Annotated in this window: 15 protein-coding genes and 1 tRNA gene; 6 read left to right on the plus strand and 10 right to left on the minus strand. The window is 63.2% G+C overall.

Annotation, left to right across the window (positions count from 1 at the left end):
- The first annotated feature begins 129 nt into the window (after positions 1–129).
- Positions 130–1,344 (plus strand): polysaccharide deacetylase family protein, encoded by a 1,215-nt coding sequence (locus JQ558_RS13820; protein WP_249142468.1) that lies wholly within the window; start codon positions 130–132, stop codon positions 1,342–1,344.
- Positions 1,345–1,440: 96 nt separating this feature from the next.
- Here JQ558_RS13820 and JQ558_RS13825 read toward each other — a convergent pair whose 3' ends face one another.
- The 4 genes from JQ558_RS13825 to JQ558_RS13840 all read right to left on the minus strand — a co-directional run bounded on the left by JQ558_RS13825 (position 1,441) and on the right by JQ558_RS13840 (position 3,941).
- On the minus strand, positions 1,441–2,847 hold the full coding sequence (locus tag JQ558_RS13825) for an aspartate aminotransferase family protein (protein WP_212208968.1): 1,407 nt from the start codon (positions 2,845–2,847) through the stop codon (positions 1,441–1,443).
- 74 nt (positions 2,848–2,921) lie between these two features.
- Positions 2,922–3,308 carry a hypothetical protein gene (locus tag JQ558_RS13830; protein WP_212208967.1) on the minus strand — a complete coding sequence of 129 codons (387 nt, stop codon included), beginning with the start codon at positions 3,306–3,308 and terminating at the stop codon, positions 2,922–2,924.
- A 209-nt stretch (positions 3,309–3,517) separates the two neighbouring features.
- A tRNA-Leu gene (locus tag JQ558_RS13835) sits at positions 3,518–3,602 on the minus strand.
- Between the two features lie 96 nt (positions 3,603–3,698).
- Positions 3,699–3,941 carry a FliM/FliN family flagellar motor switch protein gene (locus JQ558_RS13840; RefSeq protein ID WP_074276133.1) on the minus strand — a complete coding sequence of 81 codons (243 nt, stop codon included), beginning with the start codon at positions 3,939–3,941 and terminating at the stop codon, positions 3,699–3,701.
- A 74-nt stretch (positions 3,942–4,015) separates the two neighbouring features.
- Here JQ558_RS13840 and lipB point away from each other — a divergent pair, with 74 nt between their 5' ends.
- The gene (gene lipB, locus JQ558_RS13845; protein ID WP_212293954.1) at positions 4,016–4,747 is read left to right on the plus strand and encodes a lipoyl(octanoyl) transferase LipB; all 732 of its coding nucleotides are present in this window, start codon (positions 4,016–4,018) and stop codon (positions 4,745–4,747) included.
- A gap of 8 nt (positions 4,748–4,755) precedes the next feature.
- Here lipB and JQ558_RS13850 read toward each other — a convergent pair whose 3' ends face one another.
- On the minus strand, positions 4,756–5,184 hold the full coding sequence (locus JQ558_RS13850; protein ID WP_212272241.1) for a 4-oxalocrotonate tautomerase family protein: 429 nt from the start codon (positions 5,182–5,184) through the stop codon (positions 4,756–4,758).
- A 106-nt stretch (positions 5,185–5,290) separates the two neighbouring features.
- Here JQ558_RS13850 and JQ558_RS13855 point away from each other — a divergent pair, with 106 nt between their 5' ends.
- Positions 5,291–6,157 (plus strand): LysR family transcriptional regulator, encoded by an 867-nt coding sequence (locus JQ558_RS13855; RefSeq protein ID WP_212272240.1) that lies wholly within the window; start codon positions 5,291–5,293, stop codon positions 6,155–6,157.
- A 13-nt stretch (positions 6,158–6,170) separates the two neighbouring features.
- Here JQ558_RS13855 and JQ558_RS13860 read toward each other — a convergent pair whose 3' ends face one another.
- The 5 genes from JQ558_RS13860 to JQ558_RS13875 form a co-directional block, all read right to left on the minus strand.
- Positions 6,171–7,604 carry a TIGR01777 family oxidoreductase gene (locus JQ558_RS13860; RefSeq protein ID WP_212293955.1) on the minus strand — a complete coding sequence of 478 codons (1,434 nt, stop codon included), beginning with the start codon at positions 7,602–7,604 and terminating at the stop codon, positions 6,171–6,173.
- A complete protein-coding gene (locus JQ558_RS13865; protein WP_212293956.1) occupies positions 7,601–8,281 on the minus strand; it encodes a DUF4166 domain-containing protein in 681 nt (226 codons plus the stop codon). Before JQ558_RS13865 ends, JQ558_RS13860 begins: the two co-directional genes overlap by 4 nt.
- 37 nt (positions 8,282–8,318) lie before the next feature.
- Complete coding sequence (locus JQ558_RS13870) at positions 8,319–8,876, minus strand: GbsR/MarR family transcriptional regulator (RefSeq protein ID WP_212208962.1); 558 nt, start codon at positions 8,874–8,876, stop codon at positions 8,319–8,321.
- Positions 8,877–9,011: 135 nt separating this feature from the next.
- Positions 9,012–9,146 (minus strand): hypothetical protein, encoded by a 135-nt coding sequence (locus tag JQ558_RS37855; protein WP_283814173.1) that lies wholly within the window; start codon positions 9,144–9,146, stop codon positions 9,012–9,014.
- A 39-nt stretch (positions 9,147–9,185) separates the two neighbouring features.
- Positions 9,186–9,962 (minus strand): bifunctional 2-polyprenyl-6-hydroxyphenol methylase/3-demethylubiquinol 3-O-methyltransferase UbiG, encoded by a 777-nt coding sequence (locus JQ558_RS13875; protein ID WP_212293957.1) that lies wholly within the window; start codon positions 9,960–9,962, stop codon positions 9,186–9,188.
- A gap of 55 nt (positions 9,963–10,017) precedes the next feature.
- Here JQ558_RS13875 and JQ558_RS13880 point away from each other — a divergent pair, with 55 nt between their 5' ends.
- From JQ558_RS13880 to JQ558_RS13890, 3 genes are all read left to right on the plus strand, one after another.
- Positions 10,018–10,161 (plus strand): peptidoglycan-binding protein, encoded by a 144-nt coding sequence (locus JQ558_RS13880; RefSeq protein ID WP_212293958.1) that lies wholly within the window; start codon positions 10,018–10,020, stop codon positions 10,159–10,161.
- Between the two features lie 32 nt (positions 10,162–10,193).
- The gene (locus JQ558_RS13885) at positions 10,194–10,478 is read left to right on the plus strand and encodes a hypothetical protein (protein WP_212293959.1); all 285 of its coding nucleotides are present in this window, start codon (positions 10,194–10,196) and stop codon (positions 10,476–10,478) included.
- 145 nt (positions 10,479–10,623) lie between these two features.
- Positions 10,624–12,147: a PAS domain-containing sensor histidine kinase gene (locus JQ558_RS13890; RefSeq protein WP_212208961.1), complete on the plus strand. Its 1,524-nt coding sequence runs from the start codon at positions 10,624–10,626 to the stop codon at positions 12,145–12,147.
- The last annotated feature ends 95 nt before the right edge of the window (positions 12,148–12,242 follow it).

Consider the following 12,242-nt stretch of genomic DNA (forward strand, 5'->3'; position numbering starts at 1 on the left):
CCAACATTCGATTGGGAATGAAGCCGGGGTTTTATGATCGCTAACGCAGGTATGGGGCTCCGTCAGCGGGCATCGATTACTTTTTCAGCCGCCGTTTCAGCCACAATTTCAGCCGCAGTTCTCTTGGGAATGCTGACCGGCACCACGGCGCAGGCCGCGCCCGCCGCCAATTGTCCTGGGCATCCCGATGCGCTGGGCACGTCGCGCACGCTGGTGGTCGACCCGCGGCAATATCCCCTGATCGGCACCATGCAATATGCCAAGACGCTGCCGCTGGAAGACCATGAGGTGGTGCTGACCTTCGACGACGGTCCACTGCCGAAATATAGCAACCAGATCCTCGATATCCTCGCCGCCCATTGCGCGAAGGCGACCTTCTTCCTGGTCGGACGGCAGGCCAACGCCAATCCCGAAGGCGTGCGCAAGATGCGCGATGCCGGCCACACCATCGCCACCCATACCCAGAACCATCCTGGGAACATGAACCAGCTGCCGCTCGATCGCGCCCAAAAGGAAATCGAGGACGGCATTGCGTCGATCACGGCCGCGCTCGGCGACGGCACCGCGCCGGCGCCGTTCTATCGCATTCCGGGCCTCGGCCGTTCCGACGTCATCGAGGCCTATGCCGAAGCAAAAGGCCTGCAAATCTGGAGCGCCGATTTTCCCGCCGACGACTGGCGCCCGGTCTCGTCGCAGCGCGTCTATGATCTCGCGATGCAGCGGCTCGAAGCCAAGGGCAAAGGCATCCTGCTGCTGCACGATATCCAGGCGCGCACCGTCGCCGCCCTGCCGCGAATCCTGAGCGATCTGAAAGCCCGCGGCTACCGCCTGGTCCATGTCGTGCCTGCGACGCCGGACCGGCCGGCGACGCCGACCGAGCCGTCGCAATGGCAACTGCATCCGGTATCGGAGCAGGTGGCGACGTCACGCTGGCCCAAAATTCCGAATTTCGCCTATACCGCGACCGCGGCCCTGCCCGCGCCCGCGCTGTCTCATTCCGATTGGCGCAATACGGCGCCTGCGGACCGCGTGCAACGGCGCGCCTTGCGCGATGCGTTGTGGTCGCAGCAGGTGACGCTGGTGCTTGACCCGCCCGCGCTGCCGGTCCCGGCGTCCAGCGTGTTCAAGCTTCCGGAATCGATCCGCGTCACGATGCTGTATTCGCCGCCGTCCGCACGCAAGCTCGAGCCGACCGCGCCCGCCGCGCACGAAGTGTCCGCCAAGCAGGCCGCACGCCCCGGCCAGCACGCAAAACATGGCGGCAAGGGCGCCGCCAAACATGCGGCGCAGGTCAAGCCGGCCAAGAAGAACGCGGTCCGCATGGCCGGCCTGAAAAAGCGCTAGAACCCCGGCTCTGATGAAATCAGAACCGAAGCTCTAGATTCTTGTTTTGACGCGTTTTCTTCACGCGAACCGGTATCCACTTCGCTCGAAAACGCTCTACCCCGCCGCCGACTGCGCACGGCCGAGCAAGCCGCGTTGCTCGGCCACCGCATGCGCTTCGTCGAGCGCCGCCGCCACCGCGTCCATCATCTCGTCGATCTGCTCCGCCGTGATGATCAGCGGTGGGCAGACGAACACCGCATCGGGACCGGCGCGCACGATGACGCCGCGCGCCATCGCCCCTTGCTGGATCAATGCGCCAATGCCTTCGGCCGGCGGCAGCGGCCGCCGTGTGGCCTTGTCGGCAACCAGCTGCAGCGCGCCGATCAGTCCGACGCCGCGCGCCTCGCCCACCAGCGGATGCGAGCCGAGCGCGCGCAGCCGCGATTGCAGATGCGGCGCCAGCGCTTTCACTTGGCTGACGATGTCGCGTTCCTTGTAGATGCGCAGCGTCTCCAGCGCGACGGCGGCGGCGACCGGGTGCCCGGCATAGGTGAAGCCATGGGCGAAATTGCCGACCTTGCCGGCATGGGCGGTGATGGTTTCGGCGATGGTGTCGCTGATGATGGTGGCCGAGATCGGCAAATAGGCCGAGGATAGCGCCTTGGCGACGGTCATGATGTCGGGCTCGATGCCGAACGTATCGCAGCCGAACATCTCTCCGGTGCGGCCGAAGCCGCAAATCACCTCGTCGGCGATCATCAGGACGTCATATTTGCGCAGCACCTGCTGAATGCGCGGGAAATAATCGGCCGGCGGCACGATGACGCCGCCTGCCCCGTTCACCGGCTCGGCGATGAAGGCGCCGATCGTATCCGGCCCCTCGCGAATGATCATGTCCTCGAGATTGGCGACGAGACGATCGACGAACTGGGCCTCGCTCTCGCCCGGGCGGCCGTACAAATAGTGGCTCGGGCAGTCGGTGCGCAGGATGCCGCCGACCGGAAGATCCCATTCGACGTGGTTGGCGGCCAGCCCGGTCATGCTGCCGGAAAACACCGTGATGCCGTGATAACCGCGGACGCGGCCGATGATGCGCTTCTTGCGCGGCCGGCCCAGCGCATTGTTGTAGAACCAGACGATTTTCGCCGCCTGGTCGTTCGCCTCCGAGCCGGAATTGGCGAACAGCACCTTGCCGAGCCCCTTGGGCACGATCTTGAGCAGTTCCTCGGCGGCCTCGATGCTGGGCTCGGTCGAGCGGCTGTTGAAGATGTGGTAGGTCGGCAATTGCTCCATCTGGCGGCGCGCGGCCTCGACCAGGCGCGGCTCGCTGAAGCCCAGCGAGGTACTCCACAGCCCGGCCATGCCCTCGAGATAGCGCTTGCCGGTTTCGTCGTAGACATAAACGCCCTCGCCGCGCGCGATGACGAGCGGCCCGTCGGTCTTGTGCTTGTCGAGATTGGTATAGGGATGGATGAGCGAGGCGACATCGCGAGCCGCCAGGGAGTTGGGTCTGCCCGTCATTGGATTAGTGCTCCGGTTTTTATTATGCTGACGGAATAGAGCACAAAAAAGCGGTGGCCCGAAGGCGCAAGCGGCTAGTTGGTGACGATCTTGGCGATGCAGAGCAGGATGACGAGGGCGAGGAACAGCAGGTCGATATAGGCCTTGATCTCGCCGGCGTGGCGAAGCCCGCTGACCTCGGAGACGATCTGCTTGCGCGAGGCCGCGGCGGCAGCGGCCGCGCTCGGCCCCTCGGCGGCGACCTTGGCCAGACGCCGCGCCTCGATCTCCAATCGCTCAATGCGCTGGAAGAAATAGAACGAACGCAGCGCCGAGGCCGCGTGCATGGCGGCATAAACCAGCACGAGGATCGCCACCACCGCGCGCTGCGGATATTTGTCCAGGAAGTTAAGGGCGAAGTAGACCAGCGCCAGGAACACGAAGTTGGAGACGAATCGATAGGCGTAGCCCAAGAAAACCATTCACGTGCTCCGGATGGATTTGGAAGTGCCGAATTGCGGTCCTCGGACCGGGTAGCCGGCGATGCCCTGTTGTTTTACGCGAACGGTGTAACAGCAAGGCTACTTCCGCCTGCCCTGGCGATTCCCAACTGTTTCGCCCCTGCGGCGCTGCGAAGAATCACGCTGATCTCACCGAATCGATTGGGTCGGGCCCAAACTGCACGATTTTGTGGTGCGCTCGGAGGGACTCGAACCCCCACGATTTTACTCACTGCCACCTCAAGGCAGCGCGTCTACCAATTCCGCCACGAGCGCTTGGGATACCGGCTGGAAGGATGCGGCCTGCCGGATCAACGGCGCCGATGTAACAAATCAGAGATGCAGGGACAAGGCGGTTTTGCGACCGAATAACTACCTAACACCCGGTAATTTCGGCAGCATTTGCTTGACTTCGACCGCGATCCGGTTGCGATCGACCAGCACGACGCCGGAAGCCACCGGAAGGTTGTTGGCGAGGATCTTGACCTCGTCCGCCTCGGTGGCGTCCAGTTCGATGATGGCGCCGCGGGACAGCCGCATCACCTGGTGGATAGGCATCGTGGTGGTGCCGAGCACCACCATGAGATCGACGCTGACTTTATCGAGGGTGGCCACTACGAAACCGCCAAACTTGGACTGGATCTTGGACAAAATTGGGTGGTTTCACCTGACCACGTTATGGTTAGCCAATGGTTAATAGCGACCGCCAAGGCCTTGATTTGACGACATTCGCGCGACCGCCTGGCGGCAGCGAGGTCGAATGGCGGATTGCGGCCAAACCGGTGCCCTACCCTGAGGCCGTGGCCGAGATGGAGATGCGGGCGGCCGCGATTGCGGACGGGCAAGCGCCCGAACTGGTGTGGCTGCTGGAACATCCGCCGCTTTACACGTCCGGAACCAGCGGCAAGGCCGGCGATCTGCTGGCCCCGCGGTTTCCGATGTATGAGACCGGGCGCGGCGGCCAGCTCACCTATCACGGCCCCGGCCAGCGGGTGGCCTATGTGATGCTCGATTTGAAGCGCCGGCGGCCGGACGTGCGGGCCTATGTCGCCGGTCTCGAGGAATGGATCATCCGCACGCTCGCCGCCTTCAACGTGCGCGGCGAACGCCGCGAAGACCGGGTCGGGGTCTGGGTCAGCAGGCCGGACAAGGGACCCGTCCATGAGGACAAGATCGCGGCGATCGGCGTGCGGCTGCGGCGCTGGGTCTCGTTCCACGGCATCGCCATCAATGTCGAGCCGGAGCTGTCGCATTTTTCTGCGATCATCCCCTGCGGCGTCGCCGATCCCAGATACGGCGTCACCTCGCTGGTCGATCTCGGCCTGCCCGTGACGATGGAAGACGTCGACGTCGCGCTCCGGCAGGCCTTTGAGGACGTGTTCGGCGAAACGAAGGCCCGCCTGCCGGAAGCGACTGTCTAGACTAGGACTTACGCCGCCTCTTGCTGCGGCGACACCTCGAGCTTCATCGCGATGTAGCGCCGCTCCTGTGTCAGGCCGCCAAACCCGTAAGCATCGCCCTTTACTTCGTCGACATGCGCGTAGCTCTCGTGGTGCAGCGGCCCGAGCAGTTCGCCCATGCGCTGGAACACCGCGGCCAGATAAGCGGCCTTCTCGTCCTTGGTGTTGGTGCCCTCGCTGACATGGACGTCGAGCCAGAAACTGGCGAGGCTCTGTTCGGCCAGCGACTTCCCACCGGCGAACCAGTCCGCGGCATCGACCGCGCGGACGATCACCGCGGTGACCCTGGGATCCTTGCGCAGGATTTTTGCGGTCAGATCGCTGACGGCGGAAGCGATTTCCGCCTTTAGCGAAGGCGCCTTGTGAAAGCTCGAATAAGTGACGGTGATCAGCGGCATGATGGTTCTCCGTGGTGTCGTTTGCGTTCCCCACACCTAGACCTGTCCGCATCATTTTGGTATCTTATCTATCTTCATAACAGTGATAACTATTAGTGATGATGCCATGGCCACGCTGGATATCGACACCGTTCAGGCCTTCCTGCTGGTCGCCGAACTGCAGAGTTTTACCCGCGCTGCCGAGGCGCTCGGCACCACGCAGGCCGCGGTCAGCCTGAAGCTGCAGCGGCTGGAAGGCGTGCTCGCCAAGCGGCTGGTCGAGCGCTCGCCGCGCGCGGTGACCTTGACCGCCGACGGCACGGCATTCCTGCACCATGCCCGCGTCCTGATGGAGGCGCATGACCGCGCGCTATCGGGCGAAACGCCGGCGCGGCAGCAATTGTCGCTCGGCATCAGCGATCACGCCGCCGGCCCCGAACTGGTGCCGCTGCTGGAGCGGCTGCATGCGATGTCCTCGCAGATGTCGCTGGCGGTCACGATCGGCTTTTCGCGGGCGATGCTCGATGCTTACGATGCCGGCGAACTCGACGCCGTCGTGGTGCGGCAGGAAGGCAGCCGCCGCGGCGGCGAGCAACTGACCGAGGATGAGTTCGGCTGGTTCGCCGCGCCGCGCTTCGTCTGGCCGCGCGGTGACGCCCTGCAACTGGCGACGCTGGCACCGCCCTGCGGCGTCCGCGCCATCGCCGTCCGCGCGCTCGACAAGGCCGGCATCCCCTGGATCGAAGCCTTTGTCGGCGGCGGCGTCACGGCGGTGGTCGCGGCGGCCCAAGCCGGATTGGCAGTCGCGCCACTGGCCCGGAGGATCGCGCCGGCTGGGCTGGTCGACATCGGAATAGCACAGAACCTGCCGGCACTTGGCGCATCGAAGGTGATGTTACACTCGAAGGTCAGCGACCCGGCAAAGCTTGCCGCGCTGCGGACATTGGCGGCGACGTTTCGCGGTGTGGTTACGGTTTCCCGCGCAAGCACTTAAGTATCCGCGCATTTCACAAGATCGCGTCGAACGCGCTGCGCAGCGTTTCGTGGCGGAACTTGAATCCGTTCATCAGGGCCTTGTTCGGCAGCACCCTCTGCCCGCCGAGCAGAAGCTCATTGGCAAAATCGCCGCCGACCCAACGCAGCAATGCATCCGGAATCCGGAACACGGCCGGACGATGCAGCCGCCGGCTGAGTTCTTCGGTGAACTTCAGATTGGTGACCGGGATCGGCGCGGTGGCGTTGATCGGCCCTGAGATGCCGGGGCTGGCGATCACATGGGCGATCAGGCGCACGAGATCGTCGCGCTCGATCCACGACATCCATTGCTTGCCTGATCCTAGCGGTCCGCCGAGACCGAACTCGAACGGCGTCAGCATGCGCGTGATGAAGCCGCCATCGGTTCCGATCACGAGGCCGATTCGCAGATAGGCTACACGCACGCCATGTACGGCCGCCGGGCTCGCCGCACGCTCCCAGGCGTCGCACAATTCATGGCTGAAGCAGGCGTGGGATTTGGCGGACTCGGTCAGCACCTGATCCTGCCACAGACCGTACCAGCCGATCGCGGAGCCGGAGACCAACACCTTTGGCTTGCGTTCGAGACGGCCAATCAAATCAACGACATCGCCGGTCATCTGAATCCGGGATTCGAGGATCTTGCGGCGCTTTGTCTCCGTCCACAGACCGTTGCCGATCGGCTCTCCGGCGAGATTGACGATGGTGTCGATTTTGGCATCCGCTGGAATCTGATCGAGGCTCGTGATCAGGGTGATCGGCGGCGACAGTTCCGCTTTCGCGGGGTTACGGACAAGCGCAATCACCTGATGACCTGACGCGGTCAAGCTTGCGACCAGACGGCTGCCGATGAAACCGGTGGCGCCGGTGACGAGCACGGTCTGGCTATCAGGCAATTTCTCCACGAGGCCAGCCGCAGGCGCGCTTGTCATCCGTCCGAGACGCCGGGCCGCGGTAAAATCCCGCAATCCGCACAGCGCCGCGCCGACGGCGGCCGCCGCGGCGATAATGCTGAGCCACCCCGTATAGGCCGACTTGACCCCGGTCGGCTGCATCGCCCAGTCGATCAGAACCGGCAGCAGCAGCACCAGGATGGCGCCGTAATTGATCGCCAGCAGCGTATGGTTGATGCGCTCGCTGGCCGGCAGTTTCCGGCTCATGTCCTCCTCGACGAAATCCATCAGCGTGATGACGACTTCCGCCACCAGCACCGCGATGATCAGCATCGCAAGGATGCCGTAGACTTCCAGCCAGCCGAGCACCAGGAACAGGAATGCATACATCATGTTGCGCACGCCATGGAGCTGCAACTCGTAGCGCTGCGACGGGCGCCAGGCCAGCCGCTCGGTCAGCTCATGGTGATAGAACGTGTCGAACACGCCCATTGCGATCTGAACGGCAATCAGGATCCATAGCAACGACGTCATGATGCGGCCTCCCGGAACACGGCGGACTGGCGAATGAGCCTGCCAAAACGCGGATGGACGATATCGAGCGTGAAACGGAACGTGCCGCCGCCGAGATCGGCATGGATCACAGTGATGTCGCCGGGCGTCAGCCAGGGCGAGAGCGCCAGCCGCAGCGGCCCGATCTGCAGGGCATAGCCGACGCTGCGAAACACCAGCGCTTCATGCTCGACGAAGATCCGCAGCGCCATGCTGATGCCGTGGCCGACATATTCCTCGAGCCCGGTCGGCCCGGCGAAGCGCTTCGAGGAATGGATGACTTGCGGAAATCCGTGTGAGCGGGCGCAGATGCGGGTCCAGATCTGGCCGCCGCTTGCCGCGTCCTCCGTCACCGTCACGACCATCGGAACGCCGGTCTCGGACCCGGTCGGCAGCGGCCCGCCGACCAGCCGCGCCAGCTGCGCCATCCACCAGCCGATCCGGCTGAACCAGGCCTCCTCGACCTCGCCGACATAGACGACCGTGGCACCGTCGACATGGCGCTTGGAAAACCGCCGCCAGACCGCCAGCGGCAATCGCCCCCAATCGGCGTCGGACAGCAGCGCGTGGAACCTGTCATCGTCGAGCAGTAGGTCGCTGGAAGGTTTTTCGAAACGACTGGACGCTGGAAGGCTTGAGATCCTGATCGCTGACGCCATCGAACGCTCCTGCTACTCTCCCGCCTCGCCCTACGCGCTATTTGGTTTTTCCCATCGGCAGGAAGCTGACGATCTTTTCGCCGAGCTTGATCAGGGCGACCAATCTCGGCCGCGGCACCTTCAGCATCTGCATGTACCAGCGGTCGACCAGCTCGGTGAATTCCAGCATCTCCCTCAGCCGCTTGCTCGCGACCTCGCTGATGGTCGGATCATCGGCGGCATCGGAAACGCAGGCGCGCAGCGCATCGACCGCGGGGTCGATCTCGCGCTCCTTGCGACGGGACGCGATCCGCGCCGCCACTTCCCAGATGTCGGTCTCCGCCTCGTAATGATCGCGGCGGTCGCCGAGGATCGGCACCCGGCGGATCAGGTTCCAGGACAGCAGCTCCTTGATGGAGTTGGAGACGTTGGACCTGGCCATGCCGAGTGTCTCGGCGATATCCTCGGCCGTCATCGGCGCCTCGGCGAGGTACAGCAGGCCGTGGATCTGGCTGACCGAGCGGTTGACGCCCCACTCGTCCCCCATGTCACCCCAGTGCAGGATGAACCGCTCGACGGCGGCCGGGAGTTTCTTCTTTTCCGTTGTTTCTGTCATGACAGAAATATCAGACATTTCTGGACAGACGTCAAGCCCCGTCACGATGCATGACACGGCGGCGCGCTGCAGTATGGCTGTAAATTGTGGGACCACCGTGATCAGCAGCGGTCGAACAACCGCCGCTGACGCTAATCAGGTGATGGCAATGTCTTTGTCCGGGGTGCTGGCCTGCCCGGCGGCCAACATCAAAATCAGCTGCACGTCTAACGCAGTAGGCGCGACTTCATCATTCAGGTTCAATTCTTCGGGGAATTCGAAGGATAGCACGCTGACAGTGATCCGAATTCAATGATCGGGGTGGCGGCTCTAGCTGACCTTGGACGCCAGGACTGCATAGGAGTGCTCCCGCATGGGGGTGATCTTTTCGATCGTGAGTCCTGAAAGCATCATCGGAAAGATGTAGCGTTCAAGGCAGTTCACGTCGAATTGCTGCCGGTAATCGTCAATGAATTCCGAGTGCGTTATGGGGGCGAACATGGTTCCCATTTTCTTGGTGCCTCGTCCGACCGCGACGGAGTTCTTTTCGTTCTCCTCGATCGGGCCGAGCGTGGTCTGCAGCAGCTGGTTGGTCGTGTCGTGAGTGTTCGGGATGATATGGACCGATCTGCCGCCAACTTTGAGCGCGGCCGCAAACAGGTCGCAGGCGCCTTGAATGTCTTCCACATGCTCGAGGCAAAAGACACTGAGCAACATATCGTATCGGTCTCTACGGTCTCTCAAATATGCAAAGCTGTCGCCGGACGTCAGCTGGATATTGTTGATTCCGATCGCAGCGATCAGGTCCGTTCCTACTGCCGGCGCTGATCGGTCAGTTTTGAATGCGACGCCGGGATCATCAAGGTCGACGCCTTCGACTTCTGAGAAGTACGCGCTGGCATAGACGCAGGCGAGGCCGAGACCGCAACCGAAGTCCAGGAACCGTTCGCCGCCTTTCTTGATCGCTCCGCCCAAAAGGCTGTCGATCAGCACCAGTTCCATCAGCCGGATGTTGAAATAATTAACGCCCCAATGGCTGTAGGGCATTGCGGCATCAACGAAATCGGAAATCGCTGGCGAAAGCCGCTTTGAATAATCGATCTGCATATCCTCCCTCTAGCACCGCAGCGCCACAGCGAAAACCCTGACCCGGCGGTCCCCCATGAACATTTCCGATGTGCAATCGCAGCTGGCCGCCGCGCATCTTTATTCTGGCAAGATCGACGGCGATCCCGGCACGAAAACTAGGGCCGCGGTCAACTCATCGCTGCTGCAGCAGGGCGTCGCCAGTTTCGCGATCGGTTAACGCCGCGTCGTCCGGTCGCGGCCAAGCAGCTGGTGTGCCGGCTTGCCGGCATCGACACCGGTGCGATCGACGGCCTGGTCGGCGCGCAAAGCCGCTACGCGTTCGGCGTGTTCGACGTGCCCAAGGCCGCCGGCGGCAAGCCGGTCCCGGTGATCGAAAACTGGCGCAATGATGAAACCGCGCCACAGGCTGTGCCGACCCGGCCGCTGCCGGCGCCGATCACCTCGAGCAAGGTTAACGCGCCGTCGAGTGTCCCGGCATGGCCGAAGCAATCGGTGATGATTCGTTTTTCGGCCCCAGACCCTCCACGCGAGTAACGGGCCACCATCCGTCCGCGGCGTCCCGCACGTTCCCGAACGTGCCCTGACCGATCGCGCCCGAGCTAAAATGTCCCTAAAACTTGTCCATTGCCCGGAACCATCCGGCACCCCGCGCGTTTCGGCCACTAGGTTAGGGGTTTAGATGTCCGAAATAGACCAACGACAGCAGCGGAATCTGTTCGAGAGCGAACGCAGTTTCCGGCTTCTGGTGGAGGGGGTTGCCGACTACGCGCTGTACATGCTCGATCCCACCGGCATCATCACCAGCTGGAACATCGGCGGTCAGCGCATCAAAGGCTATTCGCCGGCGGAGATCCTGGGCCGGCACTTCTCCTGTTTCTACACCGAGCCCGACCGCGCCAACGGCAAGCCAACGCGCGCGTTGCGCATCGCGCGCGAAACCGGCCGCTATGAGGAGGACGGCTGGCGCGTCCGCAAGGACGGCACCTTCTTCTGGGCGAGCGTGGTGATCGACCCGATCTACGAGGATGGCCGGCTGGTCGGCTTTGCCAAGATTACCCGCGACATCACCGAACGCCGCGAGGCCCAGCTCAAGCTCGATCAGATGCAGGCGCAGCTGGCGGAATCGCAGAAGCTGGACGCGCTCGGCCAGCTCACCGGCGGCGTGGCGCACGATTTCAACAATCTCCTGATGATCGTCAGCGGCAGCCTTCATACGCTCAGGAAGGGCGTCTCCGACGATCCCAAAATGCAGCGCGCACTGGCCGCTATCGACGGGGCGACAAAGCGCGGCGCAGCCCTGACCAGCCAGCTGCTGACATTCGCCAGGCGACAAAGCGTCAATCCGCAAACGGTCGATGTCACCGAAAGAATCAAGTCGGTGCGCGATGTTCTCCACACCGGCGTCGGCGGCACGGTGACACTGCAATTCGACCTCGACCGCATCGTCTGGCCGGTCATGGTCGATATCACCGAACTCGAGACCGCGCTGGTCAATCTCGTGATCAACGCGCGCGACGCCATGCCCGACGGAGGAATCATCAAGATCGCTGCCGACAACACCAGGCTGATCGAGGAAGCTCATAGCGGCGACTATGTCGCCATCTCCGTGACGGATACCGGCACCGGCATCGCGCCTGACGTGCTGAGCAAGATATTCGATCCGTTTTTTACGACCAAACCGATCGGCAAGGGCACCGGACTGGGTCTTTCGCAGGTGCACGGTTTCATCCATCAGGCCGGCGGAACGGTCAAGGTTGCCAGCGAACTCGGCAAGGGTACGAAGATCACCATTCTGCTGCCGCGACAGCATGGCGGTCTGCCGGTTGACGAGGTCAGCGTCGTCGAATCCGGTGGAAGCGGCACCGTGCTGCTGGTCGACGACAATCCGGAAGTCGCCGCGGTCAGCACCAGCCTGCTCGAACAACTCGGCTACACCGTCCGCAGGGTAGAGAATGCCGAGGCCGCCCTGCGCGAGATCGAGCACGACGGGATCGACCTCGTATTCACCGACATCGTGATGCCGGGCAAACTGGACGGCCTCGGCCTGGCGCGCCGCCTCAAGGCAATGCGGCCCCAGCTGCCCATTCTGCTGGCGACCGGCTATAGCGATGCCGCCTTGAACGTGCGCGGCGATTTTCCCATCCTCCGCAAGCCATATGAGATCCATCAATTGAGCCAGGCGATCGCAAAATTGCCGCGGTGACCGGCGGGCCGCGCCGTCCCGGTTCCACCGGCATCCCGGCCGAAATGCCGGCTTCTCCGTTGTTTTCCTGACCGGCTTATTAACCGCATCGCCAC

This window comes from Bradyrhizobium sp. AUGA SZCCT0160, from assembly GCF_018130105.1.
Classification (GTDB): domain Bacteria; phylum Pseudomonadota; class Alphaproteobacteria; order Rhizobiales; family Xanthobacteraceae; genus Bradyrhizobium.